This window comes from Bradyrhizobium elkanii USDA 76 (assembly GCF_023278185.1).
Taxonomy (GTDB): Bacteria; Pseudomonadota; Alphaproteobacteria; order Rhizobiales; family Xanthobacteraceae; genus Bradyrhizobium; species Bradyrhizobium elkanii.
Genome location: NZ_CP066356.1, coordinates 4351528 through 4374032, shown reverse-complemented (window position 1 = coordinate 4374032; position 22505 = coordinate 4351528). Strand labels below are relative to the sequence as shown.

The window sequence follows — 22505 nt, the reverse complement described above, 5'->3', positions numbered from 1 at the left end:
CCTTCAAGTTTTCCCGTAAGCTATTGGAATGACATGAATATCGTCATTGTGGAGTCGCCGGCCAAGGCCAAGACGATCAACAAATATCTGGGGTCCTCCTACGAGGTCCTGGCGTCGTTCGGCCATGTTCGCGACCTCCCGGCCAAGAATGGTTCCGTCGATCCCGATGCCAATTTCCAGATGATCTGGGAGGTCGATGCCAAGGCCGCGAGCCGGCTCAACGACATCGCCAAGGCGCTCAAGGGGGCCGACCGCCTGATCCTCGCCACCGACCCTGATCGCGAAGGCGAGGCGATCTCCTGGCACGTGCTGGAGGTGATGAAGGAGAAGCGCGCGCTGAAGGACCAGAAGGTCGAGCGCGTGGTGTTCAACGCCATCACCAAGCAGGCCGTCTCGGAGGCGATGAAGGCGCCGCGCCAGATCGATGGCGCGCTGGTCGACGCCTATATGGCGCGCCGTGCGCTGGACTATCTGGTCGGCTTCACCCTCTCCCCCGTGCTGTGGCGCAAGCTGCCCGGCGCCCGCTCCGCCGGCCGCGTGCAATCGGTCGCACTGCGGCTGGTCTGCGACCGCGAGCTCGAGATCGAGAAGTTCGTGCCGAGGGAGTACTGGTCGCTGGTCGCGACGCTCCTGACGCCGCGCGGCGACGCCTTCGAGGCGCGGCTGGTCGGCGCCGACGGCAAGAAGATCGCACGGCTCGACATCGGCTCCGGCGCGGAAGCCGAGGATTTCAAGAAGGCCATCGAGGCCGCCCTGTTCAAGGTCGCGACCGTCGAGGCCAAGCCGGCTCGGCGCAATCCGCAGGCGCCCTTCACCACCTCGACCCTGCAGCAGGAAGCAAGCCGCAAGCTCGGCTTCGCGCCGGCGCACACCATGCGCATCGCGCAGCGGCTCTACGAGGGCATCGACATCGGCGGCGAGACCACCGGCCTCATCACCTATATGCGAACCGACGGCGTGCAGATCGCGCCCGAAGCGATCACGCAGGCGCGCAAGGTGATCGGCGAGGACTACGGCAACGCCTATGTGCCGGACGCCCCGCGGCAGTACCAGGCCAAGGCCAAGAACGCGCAGGAAGCGCACGAAGCGATCCGCCCGACCGATCTGTCGCGTCGCCCCGCCACCATCGGCCGAAGGCTCGATGCCGATCAGGCGCGGCTCTATGAATTGATCTGGAAGCGCACCATTGCGAGCCAGATGGAGTCGGCCGAGCTCGAGCGCACCACCGTCGACATCGAGGCCAAGGCCGGCTCGCGTGTGCTGGAATTGCGCGCCTCCGGCCAGGTCATCAAGTTCGACGGCTTCCTCGCGCTCTATCAGGAAAGCCGCGACGACGAGGAGGACGAGGATTCGCGCCGCCTGCCCGCGATGAGCGAGGGCGAGGCCGTGAAGCGCCAGAGCCTCGCCGTCACCCAGCATTTCACCGAGCCGCCGCCGCGCTTCTCGGAAGCCTCGCTGGTGAAGCGGATGGAAGAGCTCGGCATCGGCCGCCCCTCGACCTACGCCTCGATCCTGCAGGTCCTGAAGGACCGCGGCTATGTCAAGCTCGAGAAGAAGCGGCTGCACGGCGAGGACAAGGGCCGCGTCGTGGTCGCGTTCCTGGAGAACTTCTTCTCGCGCTATGTCGAGTACGACTTCACCGCCGATCTGGAGGAGCAGCTCGATCGCATCTCCAACAACGAGATCGCCTGGCAGCAGGTGCTGCAGGACTTCTGGCGCGGCTTCATCGGCGCGGTCAACGACATCAAGGACCTCCGGGTCGCCGAGGTGCTCGATGCGCTCGACGAGATGCTCGGCCCGCACATCTATCCGCCGCGCGCGGATGGCGGCGACGTCAGGCAATGCCCGACCTGTGGCACCGGCCGGCTCAACCTCAAGGCCGGCAAGTTCGGCGCCTTCGTTGGCTGCTCGAACTATCCGGAATGCCGCTACACCCGCCCGCTCGCGGCCGACAGCGCCGAAAGCGCCGACCGCGTGCTCGGCACCGATCCCGACACCGGCTTCGATGTCACGGTGAAGGCCGGCCGCTTCGGCCCCTACATCCAGCTCGGCGAGCAGAAGGATTACGCCGAAGGCGAGAAGCCGAAGCGCGCGGGCATTCCAAAGGGCACCTCGCCCGCCGATGTCGATCTCGAACTGGCGCTGAAACTGCTGTCGCTGCCGCGCGAGATCGGCAAGCATCCGGAAACCGGGCAGCCGATCACCGCCGGCCTCGGCCGGTTCGGGCCGTTCGTCAAGCACGAGAAGACCTATGCCAGCCTCGAGGCCGGCGACGAGGTGTTCGACATCGGGTTGAACCGCGCCGTCACGCTGATCGCGGAGAAGATCGCCAAGGGCCCGAGCGGCCGCCGCTTCGGCGCCGATCCCGGCAAGCCGCTCGGCGATCACCCGACGCTCGGCGCGGTCGCGCTGAAGAACGGCCGCTACGGCGCCTATGTCGCGGCGGGCGGCGTCAACGCGACGATCCCGAGCGACCGCACGCCCGACCAGATCACGCTCGCGGAAGCGATCGCGCTGATCGACGAGCGCGCGGCCAAGGGCGGCGGCAAGAAGGCCAAGAAGGCGAAGGCGGAAAAGCCTGCCAAGGCGAAGAAAGCCAAGTCCCAGGCGACCGAGACTGACGGCGACGCCGAGGCCAAGCCCGCCAAGAAGGCTGCATCGAAGAAGGCCGCGGCGAAGCCGAAGACGGATGCGACCAGCAAGGCGCGCGCGCCGGTCGCTTCCGGTGCCAAGACGTCGCCTGCAAAATCATCGGCACCAGCGAAAGCGCCCGCGAAGAAAAGCGCCGGCAAGGCACGAGGATAAGTGAAACGAAAACCCGACCATGGCTTTCCGGGCCGGGATGCCATCGTCGCCTTCATCCGCGCCAATCCAGGCAAGGTAGGCACCCGCGAGATCGCGCGCGAGTTCGGCCTGAAGAACGCCGACCGCGTCGAGCTGAAGCGGATCCTCCGCGAGCTCGCCGACGACGGCACGATTGCCAAACGCGGCCGCAAGATCCACGAGCCGGCGGCGCTGCCGCCGACCGTGCTGGCCGACATCACCGGCCGCGACAGCGACGGCGAGCTGATCGCCGCGCCCGCCGAGTGGGACTCGGACGAGAACGGCACCGCCCCGAAAATCCGCATCGAGATGCCGCGGCGACCGAAGCCCGGCACCACCGCCGGCGTCGGCGACCGCGCGCTGCTGCGCGTCGAAGTCACGGACGAGCAAGACGGCACGCCCTATCGCGGCCGCGTCATCAAGGTGATCGATCACGGGCGCACGCGGATCCTCGGCATCTTCCGCCGCAATCCCGATGGCGGCGGACGCCTGATCCCGGTCGACAAGAAGCAGGCCGGCCGCGAGCTCAACATCGCCAAGGCCGACAGCGGCGGCGCCGAGGACGGCGACCTGATCAGCGTCGACCTGATCCGCACCCGCGGCTATGGGCTGGCCTCCGCCCGCGTCAAGGAGCGGCTCGGCTCGATTGCCAGCGAAAAGGCGATCAGCCTGATCGCGATCAACACCCACGACATCCCGCAGGTGTTCTCGTCCTCTGCGCTGCGTGAAGCGGAAGAGGCAAAACCCGCGACCTTGCAGGGCCGCGAGGATTGGCGCGACGTGCCGCTCGTCACCATCGATCCGCCGGATGCCAAGGATCACGACGACGCGGTGCATGCGGAAGTCGATCCCGATCCGAACAACAAGGGCGGCTTCATCGTCCATGTCGCGATCGCCGACGTCGCCTACTATGTGCGGCCCGGTTCGGCGCTCGACCGCGACGCATTGCAGCGCGGCAACTCGGTCTATTTCCCTGATCGCGTCGTGCCGATGCTGCCCGAGCGCATCTCCAACGATCTCTGCTCGCTGGTGCCGGGCGAGCCGCGCGGCGCGCTCGCGGTGCGGATGGTGATCGGCGCCGACGGCCGCAAGCGCTCGCATACCTTCCACCGCGTGCTGATGCGCTCGGCCGCAAAGCTCAATTACGCGCAGGCGCAGGCCGCGATCGACGGCGGGCCCGATGACACGACGGGCCCTATCCTCGATCCGGTCCTCAAGCCGCTGTGGTCGGCCTACGAGCTGGTCAAGCTTGCACGCAACGAGCGCGACCCGCTCGATCTTGATCTGCCCGAGCGCAAGATCCTGCTGAAGGCCGACGGCACCGTCGATCGCGTGATCGTGCCGCAGCGGCTCGATGCGCACCGGCTGATCGAGGAGTTCATGATCCTCGCCAACGTCGCCGCGGCCGAGATGCTGGAGAAGAAGGCGCTGCCGCTGATCTACCGCGTGCACGACGAGCCGAGCCAGGAGAAGGTGCACAACCTGCAGGAATTCCTGAAGACGCTCGACCTGCCCTTCACCAAGCAGGGCGCGCTGCGTCCCACGCAATTCAACCGTGTGCTGGCGCAGGTTGCCGGCGAGGACTACGAACCGCTGGTCAACGAGGTGGTGCTGCGTTCGCAGGCGCAGGCCGAATACTCCGCCGAGAACTACGGCCATTTCGGCTTGAACCTGCGCCGCTACGCGCACTTCACCTCGCCGATCCGTCGCTATGCCGATCTGATCGTGCACCGCGCGCTGATCCGCGCGCTCGGGCTTGGCGAAGGCGCGTTGCCGACGGATGAGACCGTGGAGACGCTCGCCGAGATCGCCGCGCAGATTTCCGTCACCGAGCGCCGCGCGATGAAGGCGGAGCGCGAGACCACCGACCGACTGATCGCACATTTCCTTGCCGATAAGGTCGGCGCCTCGTTCCAGGGCCGCATTTCCGGCGTGACGCGATCCGGCCTGTTCGTGAAGCTCGACGACACCGGCGCCGACGGCCTGATCCCGATCCGCACCATCGGCAGCGAATATTTCAACTACGACGAAACCCGCCACACGCTGATCGGCACGCGCAGCGGCACCATGTATCGGCTGGGCGATGTCGTCGATGTACGTCTGGTGGAAGCCGCGCCGATAGCGGGCGCGCTGCGGTTTGAGTTATTATCCGATGGTCAGGCAATTCCGCGCGGCAGAAAACGCGACAGCGTAAGGGCCGAGCGCCGTGCCGCCGGATTTGGCAAGGGACCAAAAGGATCGGGCAAGAAGGCACACAAGGAGCGGAAATCGCGCAGCAAGAAGGATCGCAAGCCGGCGCAGCAGAAGTCCGGCAAATCGAAGCGAGGCAAGTCATGGAAGTGACACCGCCGACAGTGGTCTGGACTCGCGAGGCGGCCGAGCCCGAGAAGCGCGACGTGTGGAGCGCGATGAAGCGCGGGTTCCGCTGCCGCTGTCCGCGCTGCGGAAAAGGCAGACTGTTCCGCAAGTTTCTCAAATGCGACGGCCATTGCCCGGTCTGCGACCTCGACTTCACGCCGCATCGCGCCGACGATCTGCCTGCCTATCTCGTCATCGTTATCGTCGGCCATATCGTGGTACCGATGGCGCTGTGGATCGAGACTAACTATTCGCCGCCGGTGTGGCTGCAGCTTGCGATCTATCTGCCGTTCACGCTGTTCGCATCGCTGGCGCTATTGCAGCCGGTGAAGGGAGCCGTGATCGGCTTGCAATGGGCCCTGCGCATGCATGGCTTTGACGAGAATCCCCCTAGCGACATCCCGCCGGTCTAGCTAAACCGGGCCGCAAGAAGAAATGAAAGGGATGAAATGACTGAAGCTGCCGCACCCGCCGCTGTCGTGCACCAAGGCGAAAAAGAAGCCGATCATCATGCGTATTTCCGGCCGAAGGATGCCGCGACGCTGATCCTGATCGATCGCTCCGGCGCCAAGCCGAAGGTGCTGGTCGGCAAGCGCCACGACAAGGTCGTGTTCATGCCCGGCAAATTCGTTTTCCCCGGCGGCCGCGTCGACAAGGCCGACAACCGCGTGCCGGTTGCAGCGCCGATCACGCCGGAGCTCGAAGCCAATCTGTTGAAAGGCAGCCCGAAGATCACGACCGGCCGCGCGCGCGCGCTTGCCAACGCCGCGATCCGCGAGGCCTGCGAAGAGACCGGGCTCTGCCTCGGCCGCAAGGTCGAGAAATCGCACAAGCTCGAGGGCCCGTGGGCGCCGTTCGCCGACGCAGGTCTGTTGCCCGATCCGTCCGGCCTGTTCCTGATCGCGCGCGCGATCACCCCGCCCGGCCGCGTCCGCCGCTTCGACACGCGCTTCTTCACCGCCGACGCTTCGACCATCGCGCATCGTGTCGAGGGCGTGGTGCATGCCGATGCCGAACTGGTGGAGCTCGTGTGGGTCGAGATCGGCTCCGAGCCGCTCGCCGACGCGCATGCCATGACCAAGAACGTGCTCGCCGAGCTCGACCGCCGTCTCGCCACCGGCCCGCTCCGCCACGACGCGCCGGTGCCGTTCTTCCATTTCTACGGCGGCAAGATGCAGAAGGACGTGCTGGGGGCGTAAGATGATCCGCGTCATTCCGGGGCGATGCGCAGCATCGAACCCGGAATCCCGAGATTGCGGCACGAGATTCCGGGTTCATCGCTGCGCGATGCCCGGAATGACAATGTCGAGAGAGCGGCCAAAAACAAAATAATCTTCCCGATGGCGCGCCGCAAAACGCCTCCCTATCTGTTCCGCTAACGACATCAAGGACGGAACGGGGCAATGGCGAAGCGTCAACTCAAGCTCGGCGCGTTCATGCGGCCGATCAGCATCCACACCGGCGCCTGGCGCTATCCCGGGGCGTGGCCCGACGCCAATTTCAACTTCGACCACATCAAGACGCTGATCCGCAAGCTCGAGGCGGGCAAGTTCGACGCCTTCTTCATGGCCGACCACCTGGCCGTGCTGAACATGCCGATCAATGCGCTGAAGCGCAGCCATACCGTGACCTCGTTCGAGCCGTTCACCCTGCTCTCTGCGCTGTCCGCCGTCACCGAGAATATCGGACTGATCGCGACCGGTTCGACCACCTTCGACGAGCCCTATCACGTCGCGCGGCGCTTCGCCTCGCTCGACCACATCTCGGGCGGCCGCGCCGGCTGGAATATCGTCACCACGTCCAATCCGGACGCGGCGCTGAATTTCGGCCTCGACGATCACATGGAGCACGCCGAGCGCTACAAGCGCGCCCGCGAGTTCTACGACGTCGTCACCGGCCTGTGGGATTCCTTCGCCGACGATGCGTTCGTGCGTGACGTCGAGTCCGGGCTGTTCGTCGATCCCGACAAGATGCATGTGCTCAATCACAAGGGCAAATATCTCTCGGTCCGCGGCCCGCTGAACATCGCCCGCCCCGTGCAGGGCTGGCCGGTGATCGTGCAGGCCGGCGCGTCCGATGACGGCAGGCAGCTTGCGGCCGAGACAGCGGAAGCCGTGTTCACCGGCGGCGGCAACCTTGCCGACGGACAGAAACTCTACGCCGACATCAAGGGCCGCATGGAGAAGATCGGCCGCGATCCCGAGCATCTGAAGATCCTGCCCGGTGCCTTCGTCGTGGTCGGCGACAGCGTCGAGGAAGCAAAAGAGAAGCGCGCGCTGCTCGACAGCCGCGTGCATTACGACAGCGCGATCGCCTCGCTGTCGGTGATCCTCGGCACCGATGCGTCCGGCTTCGATCCCGACGGACAGTTGCCGCCGATCCCGGAAACCAATGCAAGCAAGAGCGGCCGCCAGCGCCTCGTCGATGTCGCGGCGCGCGACAAGCTCACCGTGCGCCAGCTCGCCCAGCGCGTCGGCGGCTATGGCGGGCTCGCCTTCGTCGGCACGCCGCAGACCATCGCCGACCAGATGGAGGAATGGCTGACCGGCCGGGGCAGCGACGGCTTCAACATCATGTTTCCCTATCTGCCGCAGGGTTTGTTCGACTTCGTCGACAAGGTGGTCCCGGAACTGCAAAGGCGCGGGATTTTCCGCACAGAGTACGAGGGGCGGACCTTGCGCGAGAATTTGGGCCTGCCGCGGCCGAAAAATCAGTTCTTCGAGGGGTAATCGGCCCGGAATCGGGGGTGTTTTGGCTCGGAAATCCTTGACTTTGGGTGGTTTGTGGCTAGTTTCCCGGCCAAACGCGGGCCGATTTGGCCGGCTCCTGAATTCCCCCGATTTTCGAGGTTTTGCACATGGCCAAGGCGGTCACCATCAAGGTCAAGCTCGTGTCGACGGCCGATACCGGCTTCTATTACGTCGCCAAGAAGAATTCGCGCACCATGACCGACAAGCTGGTCAAGAAGAAGTATGACCCGGTCGCGCGCAAGCACGTCGAGTTCAAGGAAGCCAAGATCAAGTAAGATCGCCCGCTTCCGACGTTTCGAACGGGGCCCTCGCGGCCCCGTTTTTGCTTTCTAAGCTTGCGTCATCCCTCATGATTCCCGGACCGGTCCCGGGCGCAGGGCTCAGATGATCGCAAGCTTGGACGAGGGAAACGTCGGCGGCTATTCGGTCGCCTACGGCCGAGAGGACATCTACTTTCCGGTCTATGTCACGGCGGCGCTGGCCGCGGTCTTCCTGACCGCGAGCTGGATCACCGGTGCGATCTACTGGCTGGCGCCGGCGGCGGCCGCCGCCGGCTTCACCTATTACAACATCCCCCTGCTGGAGGCCGGTCGTCCGACCATCGGGGCCAACCAGTACGGCATCTTCATCCAGGCCTTCGGGCTGATCCGCTGGCGCGCCATCGCGCGCATCGACCTCGTCGAGATCGCCGAGCGCGCGATGACCGTTCACGAGTTGCAAATCGCGCTCGACGGACCGCTCGGCAGCGCGCTGGTAGCCGATTGGCGCAAGCGGCCGGCCTATCGGCTGCTGATGCGCCTGCCGTGGCGCATGGACCACCGTGGCGTGGTTCGCGTCAATCTCGAGCCATTCGACCGGGCGCCCGATGAGATCCACCGGACGTTCCTCAGGATGTGGCGCTATTACCGGAGCTAGCCCTTGAACGCCTCATCGCGCAGATGCGCATCTGCGATCTGCGCATCCGGATTGTGTGTGATGGTCATGAACCAAACGAGGCTGAAGAACAGCGACCACGCTGTGTTCCAATAGAACCAGTTCATCGGATCACCTCGAACAGCTTTGTCCCGCGCCGGCCGGCGAACATCGCCGGCCTTGCGGAATGCCGCCAAGCCTACTGCACGACCTCGCCGTGCAGTGCCAGATCCAACCCCTCGCGCTCGATGTCCTGCGTCACGCGAAGCCCGACGAAGAGATTGATCACGAACAGGATGATCAGACTCACGACGGCATCATACACGAAGACCGTCGCGACGCCGATGCATTGATTGACGAACTGCCCGGCATTTCCCTCCAGAACGCCGGCGGTCCCACCATACTGCTCGACCGCGAAAACCCCGGTCAGCAGCGCCCCGACGATGCCGCCGAGGGCATGGACGCCGAAGCAGTCCAGCGCGTCATCGTAGCTGAACAAACGCTTCAGGCCGGTGCATCCCCAGTAGCAGCAGACGCCGGCGGCGATGCCGATGGCGAAAGCGCCGACCGGGCCGACGAAGCCGGAGGCCGGCGTGATCGCGACGAGGCCGGCGACGGCACCCGAGCAGATGCCGACGACGGTCGGCTTGCCCTTCAGCGCCCACTCCACCAGCATCCACGTGAAGCCCGCCACCGCGGTCGCGATCTGGGTCACCAGCATGGCCATGCCCGCCTGCATTCCGGCCGTGACGGCGGAGCCGGCGTTGAAGCCGAACCAGCCGACCCACAGCAGCGAGGCGCCGATGAAGGTCAGCACCATATTGTGCGCCGGCCCCGTCTCGACGCGCTTGCCGAGCATGATCGCGCACATCAGTCCGGCGACGCCGGCATTGATGTGCACCACGGTGCCGCCGGCGAAATCGAGAACCTTGACATAGGCAGCGTCGTTGCCCGCCGAGAAGATGCCGTCGGGTCCCCAGACCCAGTGCGCGATCGGCGCATAGACGAAGATCGCCCACAGCCCGATGAACCAGAGCATCGCCGAGAATTTCATCCGCTCGGCAAACGCGCCGGCGATCAGCGCCGGCGTGATAATGGCGAACGTCATCTGGAAGCAGATGTAGACGGCCTCAGGGATGGTCGCGGCGAGCGGATTGGGATTGCCGATGCCACCCTTGCCGATGTCGCTCAGGATGTCCTTGAGGAACAGCCGATCCAGACCGCCGATAAACGGCGTGCCGGCACGAAACGCCAGGCTGTAGGTCAGGACGGCGAACAGGATCGTGACCAGGCAGGTGACGGCGAAGCTGGTCATCACGGTATCGCCGACGTTCTTCTTGCGCACCATGCCGCCATAGAACAGGCCGAGCCCCGGGACCGTCATCATCAGGACGAGCGCGACTGACGTGAGCATCCAGGCGGTGTCGCCGGAATTCGGCGTGCACTTCTCAAGGATCTTGCCGCCGCAGGCGGGCGGCGCCGCCGCATCCTCGGCCAGCGCAGGATCGCTGAACAGCAGGCAAAGGAACGCCACTCCCAGCAGGGCAACCACGATTCTCACGAGCTTCTGGCGCGTGTATGTCGCAGACTCCATCATCGACCTCCCATCACAAGAAATGCTGGTGTTCGGAATGGGCGCGGCGCGTTCGGAGCGCGAGCGCCGAAAGACAGCGCACGTTCGGTTATCGGGATGTCGCGATGTGCAGCGATGCGGGTGGCGGGATGCAGCGAAGTCGCAGCGGCATCGACCCGGACACGAGGCACAAGGGCGACTTGCTCGGCGGCGCGGCGAAGGCCGTGGTGCGCGGATGGCTGGAGAATGACGGCGACTAGCCTCATCGCGGCCAGCCCTTCCCAAAAGTCCCCAGGCCGGAACCTCAGCGAGGGCTTCCGGCAAGATTTCTAGCCAAATTGAAACAAGATTCGTGCCACCGAAGCGCGCCGCGTAACACTTTGAAAGCGCTACGACTTCGATCCGCGACCGGAACGGCATCGCGCTCCATTGCACATTCTCGCAGCACGCCACCGATCGAAAAATAGGCAATAACGATGACTGCCCTCACAAGGGGCAGTTACCGACCTCACCGGGATCTGAAGCTAAGCGGTCTTGAGCAATGGCGGTTGCGCCGGCCGGATCAGGGCGAAGGCGACCTGGATGATGCCGCCGGCGAGGCCCAGCGCGACGCCGATGCGCCAGGCCATGGTGTAGGAGCCGAGCGAGTCGTAGATCAGTCCTCCTCCGTAGGCGCCGAGGAAGCTGCCGACCTGGTGGCTCATGAAGGCAAGGCCCTGGATCATCGCCTGCCAGCGCAAGCCGAACATCTCGGCCACCGCGCCCGCGACCAGCGGACCGACGCCCATCCAGAGGAAGCCCATGATGGCGCCGAACAGCAGCGTCGAGCCGGGCGTTGCCGGCAGCATGAAGTACCAGGCGAGCGCCAGCGACCGCAGGATGTAGATCGCGCCGAGCAGCGCCAGCTTGTTCCAGCGCTGGCCGGCCCAGCCAAAGAACAGCGAGCCCAACACGTTGAAGCCGCCGATCATGCCGAGCGTCTGCGCGCTCAGCATCGGATCGAGTCCGCAGATCGCCAGATACGACGGCAGATGCGTGGTGAGGAAGACGAGTTGCATGCCGCAGACCATGTAGGCGCAGGTCATCACCACGAAGGCTGCGTTGCCGAACGCGGTCTTCGCCGCCGTCGCCGCGGTGGCGTTGCCGATATCGTCGGCCGCGGGCTTCGGCAGCGGAATCTTGTCGACGCGCCCGGCGTACAACGCGGCCGGGATCATGAAGATCGAGAGAATGACAAAACCGGCAAGTCCGACGCGCCAGCCGAAACCCTCATTGAGCATCTGTCCGATCGGCGCCGACAGCAGCGCGCCGAGCGAGCCGGCGGCGGAGACCATGCCGAGCACGGTCGAGCGTACCGTCTCCGGCACCGCGCGCGCCGAGACCGACATTGCGATCGCATTCGCCGTGCATGCGAGCGAAAGGCCGATCAGCACACCGGCGCCGATCATGATGGCAACAAGCCCATGCGCCGTCGTCATCAAGACGAGGCCCGCGATGTAGGCCAGCGCGCCGACCACCATGATCGGGCGGAAGCCGTAACGCACCGTCATCGCGCCGGCGACCGGCTGCAGAAAACCCCAGGCAAGGTTCTGCACCGCGAGCGCCAGCGTGAAGTGGGATATCGAGATGCCGATGTCGTGCGTCAACGGCTGCATGAAGATGCCGAGGCTCTGCCGCAGCCCCATGCTCAGCGTGAGCATGATGGAGGCGCCGATCAGGATGGGAAGCGTGGGACGCAGGACCTGCAACAGGGGCATTGTTCTTATTCTCCCATGACGGCACGGCACGCGTGCCATGGCCTGCGATTCATGCAAGTTTTGGTTACACAGACCTGTGTACTTAGGCTATACAGGGGGCCGACTGTCAAGCGAAGAGGATCACGGCTGGCGCATGGCTTCCCCGCCTCCCAAACAGACCATGAAGGAGCGGATCCTCGAGACCGCCGACAGACTGTTCTACCTGCAAGGCATTCGCGCCATCGGCGTCGACACCATCGCGGCCGAGATCGGCATCAGCAAGCGCACGCTCTACAACCACTTCCCGTCGAAGGACGCGCTGATCGAGGCCTATCTGCAGCGCCGCTTCGTGCAGCCCCGCCCCTCCGACAAGCCGCCGGCCGAGCAGATCCTTGCAACTTTCGATTCGCTGGAGCGACGGTTCTCGGCGAAGGATTTTCGCGGCTGCCCGTTCGTGAACGCGGTCGCCGAGCTCGGCCCGGAGGACGAGGACCGCACGGTCCGAAACATCGCAATCGCCTTCAAGGAAAGCCGCCGCCTCTGGTTTCGCAATCTGCTGCGGCAGCTCGGCGTCGCCGATGCCGAGGGACTCGCGACCCAGCTCACGCTTCTGGTCGACGGCTCGATCGCGCAGGATCTGGTGCGCGACGATCCGGCGATGGCGCGCGCGGCCAGGGAAGCCGCGCGGGTGTTGCTGGCAAATGCGGGCATCAAGGTCGGCAGCCCCGCCCCCGCGGGCAAGAAACGCGCCGGATAAATCCGGTTGCGTGCGGAAGTCAGGTTTGGTTGTTAACACCGACCGCAGGCGACGGCATTCCCGATTGGATATTCCGTCCGGCGAGATTGACAGCGACCGCGCAAAGACCTGCTACACAGAAGACCTGCGGCACAACAGGGGAACGACCATGGAAGATCTGAAAGTGACGGCCACCGGCTATGATTTCGCGCCGGCGCGTGCGGCCATGCAGCGCTATATCGACAATGATCTCCTGTCCGGCATCTCCTGGACGGTTCTGGTCGGGCGCGACATCGCTGACACGGGCTGCGTCGGATGGGCCGACAAGGAAGCGCAGATTCCGCTGCGGACCGATCACATCTTCCGCGTCTTCTCCAACACCAAGCTGATCACCTCCTGCGCGGCGCTGCTGCTGGTCGAGGAAGGCCGCTTCCGGCTCGATGATCCGATCGAGACCTTCATCCCGCAGCTCAGAAACCGGAAGGTGCTGCGGCCGGGTGCGACGTCGATCGACGACACCGAGCCGGCGCAGCGGTCGATCACCGTTCGCCATCTGCTGAGCCACTCGGCCGGCCTCAGCTACGGCCTGTTCGATCCGGGCACACCGATCTTCAAGGCCTACAACGAGCGCAAGATCCTCAATCCGATGACGACGCTCGCCGACATGGTCGACGGTCTGTCCGATCTGCCGCTGGTGTTCCATCCCGGCTCGTCATGGGAATATTCCGTTGCCATCGACGTGGTCGCACGGCTGGTCGAGGTGGTGAGCAGCCAGCCGTTCGACAAGTTCGTCAAGGCGCGCATCCTCGAACCGCTGGGCATGGTCGACACCGGCTTCCATGTTCCGGAGAAGGACCACAACCGGCTCGTCGCCTACTACGCCGGCGCCGACCTGATGGATCCGATGAAGCCCGGGCTGACGCGCACCGACAACGCGCCCTATCCTGGCGCCTATCTGCGCCCGGTGCCGCGCTTCAACGGCGGCGGCGGCCTCGTCTCGACGCTGCATGACATGGTCGCGCTGATCCGCAGCCTGCTGCCCGGCGGGCCGACGCTGCTGAAGCCGGAGACGATCGCGCAGGCGATGACCAACCAGCTCACACCGGGCCAATGGATCCGCTTCGCGATGATGGGCGAGCAGCCCGGCAAGACCTATGGTCTTACCGGCGGACTGATCCTCAACCCCTCCTCGATCGATCATCCTGACGCCGCCGGCGAGCTCTATTGGGGCGGCGTCGCAGGCACGCAGTGGTGGATTTCGCCCAAAACGGGCATCGCCGGCGTGATGATGGCGCAGCGCCAGATGGCGTTCGTCCATCCGTTCTCGTTCGAGTTCAAGCGGATGGCCTATGACGCGGTGAAGCGCGGCCGCTAAGGCCACTTCGTAGCCCGGAGGGAGCCAACGGGTCACGCGAACGCGCGCCCCGTTGGCTCCATCCGGGCTACAGGAGACTGACTACGCGGCGGCCGACACCACGCGGTTGCGGCCGTCGTGCTTGGCGCGATAGAGCGCGGTGTCGGCGCGCTTGAGCACATCGGTGACCTGCTCGCCCTTGCGCTCCAGCGTGGTGAGACCGATCGAGATCGTGACGGTGATCCGCTTGCCGCCCTTGTCGACGCTGAAGGGCTCGCCCGCGATCGAGCGGCGCAGCCGCTCGGCGACCATGCCGGCGACATGCAGGTCGGTCTCGGGCATCACGATCACGAACTCCTCGCCGCCATAGCGGCAGGCGAGATCGATGCCGCGGATCGACTTGCGGATCCGGACCGCGAATTCGCGCAGCACATCGTCGCCGGCATCGTGGCCGTAGGTGTCGTTGATCGCCTTGAAGTAGTCGATGTCGAGGATCATCAGCGCGAGCGGCTTGCCGCGGATCGAAGCCTGCTCTGCGAGCGTCGCGAGGTGGCTTTCCATATAGCGCCGGTTATTGAGACCGGTCAGCGCATCCGTGATCGCCATCTCGATCGAGTTCTGCACATTGTCACGCAGATGATCGGTGTAACGGCGGCGGCGGATCTGGGTGCGCGCGCGCGCCAGGAGTTCGTTCTTGTCGACCGGACGCAGCAGATAATCGTTGACGCCGATCTCGAGCCCGCGCATCAGCCGCGTGTTGTTGTCGGCATCCGAGATCGCGAGGATCGGGACCTGGCGCGTGCGCTCCAGCGAGCGGGCCTGGCTGCACAGCCGCAAGCCGTCGTAATTGTCGAGGCTGAGTGACACGATCAGCAAGTCGTAATTGCCCTCGGCGGCATGGAACAATGCTTCCGACGGATTGATCTCGACGTCGACGGTATGCTCAGCCGAGAGGATCGGCGCCAGCTTCTCGTAGGACGACGGCCGGTCGTCGACCAGAAGGATGCGGCCGCCGGTACCCTTGTCGGCGATCGCGCTGCGCTCGGGCGCCTGCATGCCGATCTCGAGCGAGGTGATGGCGCGCATGCGCAACTCGTCGGTCATCATCTTCAGCCGCGTCAGCGAGCGTACGCGCGCGATCAGCACGACGTCGGACACCGGCTTGGTCAGGAAGTCATCGGCGCCGGCCTCAAGGCCGCGCACGCGATCAGCCGGGCTGTCGAGCGCGGTGACGATGACGACCGGAATGAAATGGGTCGCCGGATTCGACTTCAGCCGGCGGCAGACCTCGAAGCCGTCCATGTCAGGCATCATGACGTCGAGCAGGATGATGTCGCATTCGGCGCGTGCACAGATTTCCAGTGCCTCGGTCCCGTTGGAAGCAGTCAGCACATCGAAATATTCGGCTGACAGACGGGCTTCCAACAGCTTGACGTTCGCCGGAACGTCATCGACCACGAGGATACGCGCGGACATTGCACCACAACTCCCCTATCCGATAAAGCGTCGGACAGTCTCAATAAATTTGCCGACCGAGATCGGCTTGGACAAATAGGCTTCGCAGCCGCCCTCGCGGATGCGTTCTTCGTCGCCCTTCATGGCGAAGGCGGTGACCGCGACCACCGGAATCGTGCGCAGATCGGGATCGTCCTTGATCCAGCGCGTGACCTCGAGACCGGAAACCTGGGGTAGCTGGATGTCCATCAGGATAAGGTCGGGGCGCAGCTTGCGGACGAGATCGAGCGCTTCGAAGCCATTGCTGGTGCCCGAAGTCTGATAGCCGTGCGCTTCCAACAGATCGCGAAAGAGCTTCATGTTGAGCTCGTTGTCCTCCACGATCAGGACGGTTTTGGCCATCCCGTCCCTCCCAAACCCAAGAGACGGGCCCGGCTGCGGCACCTCACGCACCGCGCTCGGAGCGCGTCGAAAATGTGAATTCAAACTAGCGCCAGAATCGCTCTAACCCGTTAACCCGAAGTCCAACTTCCGCAGCGTGGTTTCCGTTGCTTGAACACACGCGGAAGACTCGGGCATGATGGGCCTCTCAATAGAGACCATAAGTTAACGGAAAGGCAAACCGGCGCGTTGAAAAAGCCTGTTCACAACCCCCGGGAAGTTGCTGAAATCGTTGCGATTCAGGCGCTCGGCTTCATTGCCGGCGATCCTGAGCGGCTGGGCCTGTTCCTGGCCGAAACCGGAATCGGTCCAGAGACGCTGCGGAACGCTGCGTCCGATCCTCAATTTCTTGCGAGCGTGCTCGATTTCGTGATGCGCGACGACGCCACCGTGACGGCGTTTGCCAAGGCCTCGGAACTGCACCCGACCAATATCGCCGCCGCCCATCAGGCGCTGGGCGACCCGAAATGGGAGCGCGACGTGCCGTGACGACGGCAGCGGCAGCTTCCGACGGCCCCCTCAGTTTCTGCCGAGACTGCCTCGGCGATCTCGATATCAAGGTGAAGCGGTGCAGCCATTGCGGCTCGCCGCGGCTGGTGCGTCATCGCGCCCTGCCCGCGCTGGCGCTGGCGCATATCGACTGCGACGCGTTCTATGCCACCGTCGAGAAGCGCGACAATCCTGAGATCGCCGATCGCCCGGTCATCATCGGCGGCGGCAAGCGCGGTGTGGTGTCCGCCGCCTGCTACATCGCCCGCACCTACGGCGTCCGCTCGGCGATGCCGATGTTCAAGGCTCTGGAACTCTGCCCGGACGCGACCGTGATTCCGCCGGACATGGCGAAGTATGTCCGGGTCGGGCGCGAGGTGCGGCAGGCGATGCAGGCACTGACGCCGCTGGTCGAGCCGCTGTCGATCGACGAGGCCTTCCTCGATCTCGCCGGCACGCAGCGCGTCCACGGCATGATCCCGGCCAAGGTGCTCGCCAAATTCGCCCGGGACGTCGAGCGCGACATCGGTATCACGGTGTCGGTCGGGCTGTCCTGCAACAAGTTCCTCGCCAAGATCGCCTCCGACCTCGACAAGCCGAGGGGCTTTGCTGCGCTCGACCAGGACGAGGCGCGCGAGATGCTGGCGAGCAAGCCGGTCGGGTTCATCTACGGCGTCGGCCCTGCGACCCAGGAGAAGCTGGTGCAGCGCGGCTTCCGCATCATCGCCGACCTGCAGCGCGCCGACGAGAACGAATTGATGAAGCAGTTCGCGAGCGAAGGCCGCCGGCTGTGGCGACTGGCGCGCGGCATCGACGACCGCAGCGTGGTCGCCGACCGCGGCGCCAAGACGATATCGAGCGAGACCACGTTCGAGACCGACATCCGCGACTTCGCGACGCTGGAGAAACTGCTCTGGAAACTGTCCGAGAAGGTCTCGGCGCGGCTGAAGACCAGCGAGCTCTCGGGCTGCACCATCACGCTGAAGCTGAAGACCGCGGACTTCCGCCAGCGCACCCGCTCGCAATCGATCCAGACCCCGACCCAGCTTGCCGCCAAGATCTTTGCGGTCTCGCGCGAGATGCTTGCAAAGGAAATCGACGGCACCGCTTTCCGCCTGATGGGCACCGGCGTCAGCGCGCTGCGCCCGGGCGCGCAGGCCAATGATTCCGACATGCTCGACCGCCGCTCGGCGCACGCCGAACGCGCGATGGACAATCTGCGCAAGAAGTTCGGCAATGCCGCCGTGATCAGGGGCATTGCCTATGAGGGGCCGGGGAAGAGCGCGGAGGAGCAGTAGATCTCAGTTGACGTCACCCTGAGGAGCGCGCTCTTGCGCGCGTCTCGAAGGGTCGACGGCCACCAGCCCCGGCCGTTCATCCTTCGGGACGCCGCTTCGCGGTTCCTCAGGATGACGGTTCCCCGAGCTTCGCGGTGAGTTCTTCAATCCGTGACCGCCACCGCCTCGATCTCGATCAGCCATTCCGGCGCCGCGAGCGCGGTGACGCCGACCAGCGTAGAGGCCGGCGGCTCCATGCCCTCGAAGAATGCCGAGCGTGCCTTGCCGATGATCGGGCGGAGCTCCGGCTTGTAGCCGACGACGAAGGTCGTGATCTTGACGATATTGGAATAGCCGGCCCCGGCGGCCTTCAGCGCCATGCCGAGGTTCTGCATCACCTGCGTCGTCTGCGCGGCGAGATCGCCGGCGCCGACCACGCGGCCCTCCTCGTCGACGGAGACCTGTCCCGAAATGTAGATCGTGCGCGCGCCGGAGGCGACGACAACGTGGGAGTAAGCCGGATTGTGATGCAGGCCGCTGGGGCGAAGATGGTTGAGCTCGCTCATGATGTGCCTCCCTGACACGCGTGTTTGTGGGAAGCCTACTCGTGTCGGACGGTTCCGGCCAGCGCGGTCGTGCAAAGTGCTCCGCCGTCGTCCCGGCGAAGGCCGGGACCATTACCACTGAAGGTGACTATTGCGCGACGCCGGGGGCCACAGCCCCTTCAACAACTCGGCCCTGTGGTTATGGGTCCCGGGTCGCGCTTCGCTTGCCCGGGACGACGCCGAATGGTATCACTTGCAGGGCTTGGAATCCCTGACGTCGAATTTGTCGAGCGCGCCCGAGATCACGAAATCGTTGTAATCCAGTACCAGCGCGCGAGAGACGCCGTTCTCGTAGAGCTCGAACGACATCGCGTAGACCGGCGTCTGCTCGCCGTCCTTCGCGCGCGCGTCGCTGTCGTAATAGCTCACCGTCACGGGCCAGCGCGTCATCGCCTTCATCGCATTGCTCGCCGTCGACGGATCAGGCGATGACGGCGCGCGATCGCCCGCGATCGGCCGCCCGATCACGGTCAGCGTGTTGTAGATCTTCTCGCCGTTGTCGGAGCCGTCATAGACGGTTTGCTCGAGCACCGATTTGCCATCGCGGGCGGCAGCGATGATGTGCTGGATTTGCTCGGTCGGGAACACGATCTTGCCGTCGATATTGAACGTCTTCTTCACCGGCTGGGTCAGCTTCACGGTGATATGATCGCCGACCCGCTCGGCGATGCCGTCGACCGGCGACGATTCGCTGTCGTTCATCCGCGTGTCGATCTTGAAGCGGTAGCTTTTGCCCGACGCGTCCTCCCAGGACGTCGAGCGAAGATCTGATAGCGTCACCTTGCCTTCGCCGCTGTCGAGCTCGGACACCTGGCGGAATTCGGAGGTATAGCCTTCGCAGGAGTTGCCGGAGAAATTGTAGAGGATGCGCCCGCGCGCATCGCTCACCGAGTTGGAGCCGCGCGACTTCACCAGGCTGAGGTCGTAGAGCGCCTGATGCGCGAGAAACGGCCCGCTTGCCGCCGCGACCGCGGGCCCCTGAACCAGGCCGGATCCTGCGGCAACGGCGATCGCAAACACCAGGGCACGCGACGGAGTCCGGAACGGCAGGGTCATGTGGTTTCCTCAAGGAGGCAGGGATTCGCCACAATAGTGACGGTGGTATTGCGCCGCAACTGGGGCAAGTCTGACAAAATGGCAATGTACGCAGCGAAAATGCCGTCATTTTCGGCAGCTTTCCATGCGATTCGGCACATCATAGCCGCGTTGTCCTCGCCTTACCGTCGCTTGCAACCGGCGGCACGATGCGCGAAACAATCGAAACAAACTTGGCCCTGACCGCGTTTCAGGCTTCGTGCAATCCAATTTGGGGGACCAAAAAATGGCGGGTACCGTCGAACAAAAACTGGCGTCACAGGGCATCACACTTCCGGAGCCGACCTCCCCGGTCGCAAACTATGTCCCCTTCGTCCGGAGCGGAAACCTGCTGTTCGTCTCGGGCCAGGTCTGCTTCAACGCCGAGGGCAAGCTGATCGCCAAGGGCAAGCTCGGTGCCGGTGTCACGCTCGAACAGGGCGCCGCTGCCGCGCGCGGCTGCGCAATCAACCTGCTGGCCCAGATCAAGGCCGCGCTCGGCGATCTCGACAAGGTGGTGCGCGTGGTGCGGCTCGGCGGCTTCATCAATTCGGCGCCCGACTTCTTCGACGGGCCGAAGGTGCTGAACGGCGCCTCCGACCTGATGGTCGAAGCATTCGGCGACAAGGGCCGCCATGCCCGCACCACCGTCGGCGTCGCCTCGCTGCCCGCGGACGCCGCGGTCGAAGTCGAAGGCGTGTTCGAAGTCGCCTGATCGATGCGCGCGCCTGATTGGCTGACGAAACGGCCGGTCGCCCATCGCGGCCTGCATGATGCCGCGCGCGGCATCATCGAGAACATGCCGGCCGCGGCCACCGCCGCGGTCGCCGGCAATTTTGCCATCGAGTGCGATATCCAGCTCACCGCCGACGGCGAGGCCATGGTGCATCACGACGATGCGCTCGGCCGCCTCACCGAGGGCTCGGGCCTGCTGGCGACCAAGACGGCGGCCGAGCTGAAGGCCGTCAGGTTCAAGGACACCGCCGAGCAGATGATGACGCTCGGCGATCTCTGCGCGCTGGTCGCCGGCCGCGTGCCGCTGGTGGTCGAGGTGAAGAGCCATTTCGACGGCGACCGCAAGCTGGTGCGGCGGATGGCCGAGGTGCTGGCGTCCTATTCCGGCCCGGTGGTCGGCATGTCCTTCGATCCCGACCAGGTGCTGGCACTGCGCGAGATCATGCCGAACCTGCCGCGCGGCATCACCGCCCAGCGCACCTATGACGACGGCCATTGGGACAAGCTGACGCCGGCGCAGCGCGACAGCATGCTGTACCTGCGGCACGGCTTTACGACCGAGCCGCATTTCGTCGCCTATTGGGTCAACCAGCTGCCGGCGCCGGAGCCGTGGATCGCCCGCAACGTCTTCGGCTGTCCGCTGCTGGCCTGGACTGTCCGAACCGCGGAACAGCGCGAGCGTGCGGCGCGCTACGCCGACCAGATAATTTTCGAGGGGTTTGTGCCGGGAACCTGACATACCCTCTTGCAGTCTTGAACTCGTCGCTGCGACGCACGATGTTGGCGAAGGTTGGTCGTCATCGGCGATGGCGGAATGCGGGGCATGATCCGGAAGTGGAGCCAGCTGTTCCGGAAAGATCATGCTCAAACGAGGCACCGGTCTTCATTCTCGATGGCGTCTTCTGAAATCACCCTAGAGGCTGTAGCTGACATCGGCGGCATTCCGGCCGCCGAATGGGACGCCTGCGCCAATCCCAAGGCGGACGCGGACAGCATCCATAACCTCGACACGCTGGCCTCGCCCGGCTCCGCAAACGATTGCCAGACCGCCGCAAGTTCGAGCTATAACCCGTTCGTTTCCCACGCCTTTTTCGCTGCCGCCGAAGCCTCCAATTCGGCCTGCCCGCGGACCGGCTGGGGCCCGCGGCATCTGGTCGCCAAACTCGATGGCCGGATCGTCGGCGTCGTGCCCTGCTATCTGAAATCGCATTCGCAGGGCGAATACGTGTTCGATCGCGGCTGGGCCGAGGCCTATCACCGCGCCGGCGGCAGCTATTACCCGAAGCTCCAGGTGTCCGTCCCCTTCACGCCCGCGACCGGACCGCGGCTGTTGATCCGTGACGGCGTCGACCGCGAGGTGATCGGCTCGGCGCTGGCGCGAGGCCTGCGGGCACTCTGCAACGCCACCGAGGCCTCCTCCGTGCATGTGACGTTCGCCCGCGAGGACGAGGCCAGGTTCCTCGGCGCACATGGTTTCCTGCAGCGGACCGACCAGCAGTTCCACTGGCACAATGGGGGCTACAAGACCTTCGACGACTTTCTCGGCTCGCTGAACTCGCGCCACCGCAAGGGCATCAAGCGCGAGCGTCGCGAGGCGGTTGCCGCCGGGATCACCATCCACTGGCTGACCGGTTCCGACATCACCGAGGACGCCTGGGATGCGTTCTTCGAGTTCTACATGGAGACCGGGTCGCGCAAATGGGGCCGGCCGTATCTGACCCGAGAATTCTTCTCGCTGATCGGCGAGACGATGAGCCGGGACGTGCTGCTGGTGATGGCCAAGCGCAACGGCCGCTGGATCGCGGGTGCGATCAACTTCATCGGCTCCGACACGCTGTTCGGCCGCAACTGGGGCGCGATCGAGCACCACCCGTTCCTGCATTTCGAGGTCTGCTACTATCAGGCGATCGATTTCGCGGTTCAGCGCGGGCTCAAGGTGGTCGAGGCCGGCGCGCAGGGCGAGCACAAGCTGGCGCGCGGCTACCTGCCGCAGACCACCTATTCGGCGCATTTCATCGCCGATCCCGGACTGCGCCGGGCGATCGCCGATTACCTCAAGCGCGAGCGCGACTATGTCGCCGAGGTCGGCCGCGAGCTCGCCGAGGCCGGCCCGTTCCGCAAGACGGTCGACGACGACGCTTGACGCCTCCGTCGCCACCTAGGCAATAAAGCAACACAATCGAGGAG

At 65.0% G+C, this 22505-nt stretch carries 21 protein-coding genes; 14 read left to right on the top strand and 7 right to left on the bottom strand.

Translation table 11 applies throughout. The annotated features are described in order from the left end of the window. Positions 1-33: 33 nt before the first annotated feature. The 7 genes from topA to JEY66_RS21170 all read left to right on the top strand — a co-directional run bounded on the left by topA (position 34) and on the right by JEY66_RS21170 (position 8846). Positions 34-2805 carry a type I DNA topoisomerase gene (topA, locus tag JEY66_RS21200; protein WP_018271983.1) on the top strand — a complete coding sequence of 924 codons (2772 nt, stop codon included), beginning with the start codon at positions 34-36 and terminating at the stop codon, positions 2803-2805. Further along, complete coding sequence (gene rnr, locus JEY66_RS21195) at positions 2806-5166, top strand: ribonuclease R (protein ID WP_018271984.1); 2361 nt, start codon at positions 2806-2808, stop codon at positions 5164-5166. After that, entirely contained in the window at positions 5157-5594 is a 438-nt protein-coding gene (locus JEY66_RS21190; protein ID WP_018271985.1) for a DUF983 domain-containing protein, read from the top strand. The genes rnr and JEY66_RS21190 overlap by 10 nt, the downstream gene beginning before the upstream one ends. Before the next feature lie 36 nt (positions 5595-5630). Next, complete coding sequence (locus JEY66_RS21185) at positions 5631-6380, top strand: NUDIX hydrolase (protein WP_016848393.1); 750 nt, start codon at positions 5631-5633, stop codon at positions 6378-6380. Positions 6381-6584: 204 nt separating this feature from the next. Next, the gene (locus tag JEY66_RS21180; protein ID WP_018271987.1) at positions 6585-7910 is read left to right on the top strand and encodes an LLM class flavin-dependent oxidoreductase; all 1326 of its coding nucleotides are present in this window, start codon (positions 6585-6587) and stop codon (positions 7908-7910) included. Between the two features lie 128 nt (positions 7911-8038). Then, positions 8039-8206: a 50S ribosomal protein L33 gene (gene rpmG, locus JEY66_RS21175; RefSeq protein WP_018271988.1), complete on the top strand. Its 168-nt coding sequence runs from the start codon at positions 8039-8041 to the stop codon at positions 8204-8206. Positions 8207-8315: 109 nt separating this feature from the next. Next, entirely contained in the window at positions 8316-8846 is a 531-nt protein-coding gene (locus JEY66_RS21170) for a hypothetical protein (protein ID WP_018271989.1), read from the top strand. On the opposite strand, the gene JEY66_RS45160 is transcribed toward JEY66_RS21170, so the two are convergent. The 3 genes from JEY66_RS45160 to JEY66_RS21160 all read right to left on the bottom strand — a co-directional run bounded on the left by JEY66_RS45160 (position 8843) and on the right by JEY66_RS21160 (position 12173). Further along, the gene (locus JEY66_RS45160; RefSeq protein ID WP_256438757.1) at positions 8843-8971 is read right to left on the bottom strand and encodes a hypothetical protein; all 129 of its coding nucleotides are present in this window, start codon (positions 8969-8971) and stop codon (positions 8843-8845) included. The two genes, JEY66_RS21170 and JEY66_RS45160, sit on opposite strands and share 4 nt — an antisense overlap. Positions 8972-9042: 71 nt before the next feature. Beyond that, entirely contained in the window at positions 9043-10440 is a 1398-nt protein-coding gene (locus JEY66_RS21165) for an ammonium transporter (RefSeq protein WP_018271990.1), read from the bottom strand. Positions 10441-10940: 500 nt separating this feature from the next. Beyond that, positions 10941-12173, bottom strand: coding sequence for an MFS transporter (locus tag JEY66_RS21160; protein WP_018271992.1), 1233 nt, complete (start codon positions 12171-12173; stop codon positions 10941-10943). A gap of 133 nt (positions 12174-12306) precedes the next feature. On the opposite strand from JEY66_RS21160, the gene JEY66_RS21155 reads away from it, so the two are divergent. Together JEY66_RS21155 and JEY66_RS21150 are read left to right on the top strand one after the other, a co-directional pair. Continuing rightward, positions 12307-12909, top strand: coding sequence for a TetR/AcrR family transcriptional regulator (locus JEY66_RS21155; protein WP_026192855.1), 603 nt, complete (start codon positions 12307-12309; stop codon positions 12907-12909). Positions 12910-13057: 148 nt separating this feature from the next. Continuing rightward, on the top strand, positions 13058-14263 hold the full coding sequence (locus JEY66_RS21150; protein ID WP_026192856.1) for a serine hydrolase domain-containing protein: 1206 nt from the start codon (positions 13058-13060) through the stop codon (positions 14261-14263). A gap of 81 nt (positions 14264-14344) precedes the next feature. On the opposite strand, the gene JEY66_RS21145 is transcribed toward JEY66_RS21150, so the two are convergent. Together JEY66_RS21145 and JEY66_RS21140 are read right to left on the bottom strand one after the other, a co-directional pair. Beyond that, positions 14345-15718 carry a PleD family two-component system response regulator gene (locus JEY66_RS21145; RefSeq protein ID WP_016845969.1) on the bottom strand — a complete coding sequence of 458 codons (1374 nt, stop codon included), beginning with the start codon at positions 15716-15718 and terminating at the stop codon, positions 14345-14347. Positions 15719-15733: 15 nt separating this feature from the next. Then, positions 15734-16099, bottom strand: a complete 366-nt coding sequence (locus JEY66_RS21140; RefSeq protein ID WP_016845968.1) for a response regulator — start codon at positions 16097-16099, stop codon at positions 15734-15736. Positions 16100-16327: 228 nt separating this feature from the next. Here JEY66_RS21140 and JEY66_RS21135 point away from each other — a divergent pair, with 228 nt between their 5' ends. Further along, entirely contained in the window at positions 16328-16627 is a 300-nt protein-coding gene (locus tag JEY66_RS21135; protein ID WP_016845967.1) for a DUF3572 domain-containing protein, read from the top strand. Then, entirely contained in the window at positions 16606-17925 is a 1320-nt protein-coding gene (locus JEY66_RS21130) for a DNA polymerase IV (protein WP_018271994.1), read from the top strand. Before JEY66_RS21135 ends, JEY66_RS21130 begins: the two co-directional genes overlap by 22 nt. 143 nt (positions 17926-18068) lie before the next feature. On the opposite strand, the gene JEY66_RS21125 is transcribed toward JEY66_RS21130, so the two are convergent. Further along, positions 18069-18470 (bottom strand): RidA family protein, encoded by a 402-nt coding sequence (locus JEY66_RS21125; RefSeq protein WP_018271995.1) that lies wholly within the window; start codon positions 18468-18470, stop codon positions 18069-18071. A 228-nt stretch (positions 18471-18698) separates the two neighbouring features. Continuing rightward, positions 18699-19565, bottom strand: coding sequence for a cell envelope integrity EipB family protein (locus tag JEY66_RS21120; protein WP_018271996.1), 867 nt, complete (start codon positions 19563-19565; stop codon positions 18699-18701). A 265-nt stretch (positions 19566-19830) separates the two neighbouring features. On the opposite strand from JEY66_RS21120, the gene JEY66_RS21115 reads away from it, so the two are divergent. The 3 genes from JEY66_RS21115 to JEY66_RS21105 all read left to right on the top strand — a co-directional run bounded on the left by JEY66_RS21115 (position 19831) and on the right by JEY66_RS21105 (position 22461). Continuing rightward, entirely contained in the window at positions 19831-20298 is a 468-nt protein-coding gene (locus JEY66_RS21115) for a RidA family protein (protein ID WP_016845428.1), read from the top strand. A gap of 3 nt (positions 20299-20301) precedes the next feature. Beyond that, complete coding sequence (locus tag JEY66_RS21110; protein ID WP_018271997.1) at positions 20302-21054, top strand: glycerophosphodiester phosphodiesterase; 753 nt, start codon at positions 20302-20304, stop codon at positions 21052-21054. Positions 21055-21210: 156 nt separating this feature from the next. Then, a complete protein-coding gene (locus tag JEY66_RS21105; RefSeq protein ID WP_018271998.1) occupies positions 21211-22461 on the top strand; it encodes a GNAT family N-acetyltransferase in 1251 nt (416 codons plus the stop codon). Positions 22462-22505 lie beyond the last annotated feature (44 nt).

What these genes read in the sequence shown, in the direction of transcription:
- topA (WP_018271983.1), top strand. Translation starts at nt 34, where the DNA reads ATGAATATCGTCATTGTGGAGTCGCCGGCCAAGGCCAAGACGATCAAC.
- JEY66_RS21190 (WP_018271985.1), top strand. Translation starts at nt 5,157, where the DNA reads ATGGAAGTGACACCGCCGACAGTGGTCTGGACTCGCGAGGCGGCCGAG.
- JEY66_RS21185 (WP_016848393.1), top strand. Translation starts at nt 5,631, where the DNA reads ATGACTGAAGCTGCCGCACCCGCCGCTGTCGTGCACCAAGGCGAAAAA.
- JEY66_RS21180 (WP_018271987.1), top strand. Translation starts at nt 6,585, where the DNA reads ATGGCGAAGCGTCAACTCAAGCTCGGCGCGTTCATGCGGCCGATCAGC.
- rpmG (WP_018271988.1), top strand. Translation starts at nt 8,039, where the DNA reads ATGGCCAAGGCGGTCACCATCAAGGTCAAGCTCGTGTCGACGGCCGAT.
- JEY66_RS21170 (WP_018271989.1), top strand. Translation starts at nt 8,316, where the DNA reads ATGATCGCAAGCTTGGACGAGGGAAACGTCGGCGGCTATTCGGTCGCC.
- JEY66_RS45160 (WP_256438757.1), bottom strand. Translation starts at nt 8,971, where the DNA reads ATGAACTGGTTCTATTGGAACACAGCGTGGTCGCTGTTCTTCAGCCTC.
- JEY66_RS21165 (WP_018271990.1), bottom strand. Translation starts at nt 10,440, where the DNA reads ATGATGGAGTCTGCGACATACACGCGCCAGAAGCTCGTGAGAATCGTG.
- JEY66_RS21160 (WP_018271992.1), bottom strand. Translation starts at nt 12,173, where the DNA reads ATGCCCCTGTTGCAGGTCCTGCGTCCCACGCTTCCCATCCTGATCGGC.
- JEY66_RS21155 (WP_026192855.1), top strand. Translation starts at nt 12,307, where the DNA reads ATGGCTTCCCCGCCTCCCAAACAGACCATGAAGGAGCGGATCCTCGAG.
- JEY66_RS21150 (WP_026192856.1), top strand. Translation starts at nt 13,058, where the DNA reads ATGGAAGATCTGAAAGTGACGGCCACCGGCTATGATTTCGCGCCGGCG.
- JEY66_RS21145 (WP_016845969.1), bottom strand. Translation starts at nt 15,718, where the DNA reads ATGTCCGCGCGTATCCTCGTGGTCGATGACGTTCCGGCGAACGTCAAG.
- JEY66_RS21140 (WP_016845968.1), bottom strand. Translation starts at nt 16,099, where the DNA reads ATGGCCAAAACCGTCCTGATCGTGGAGGACAACGAGCTCAACATGAAG.
- JEY66_RS21130 (WP_018271994.1), top strand. Translation starts at nt 16,606, where the DNA reads ATGGGAGCGCGACGTGCCGTGACGACGGCAGCGGCAGCTTCCGACGGC.
- JEY66_RS21125 (WP_018271995.1), bottom strand. Translation starts at nt 18,470, where the DNA reads ATGAGCGAGCTCAACCATCTTCGCCCCAGCGGCCTGCATCACAATCCG.
- JEY66_RS21120 (WP_018271996.1), bottom strand. Translation starts at nt 19,565, where the DNA reads ATGACCCTGCCGTTCCGGACTCCGTCGCGTGCCCTGGTGTTTGCGATC.
- JEY66_RS21115 (WP_016845428.1), top strand. Translation starts at nt 19,831, where the DNA reads ATGGCGGGTACCGTCGAACAAAAACTGGCGTCACAGGGCATCACACTT.
- JEY66_RS21110 (WP_018271997.1), top strand. Translation starts at nt 20,302, where the DNA reads ATGCGCGCGCCTGATTGGCTGACGAAACGGCCGGTCGCCCATCGCGGC.
- JEY66_RS21105 (WP_018271998.1), top strand. Translation starts at nt 21,211, where the DNA reads ATGGCGTCTTCTGAAATCACCCTAGAGGCTGTAGCTGACATCGGCGGC.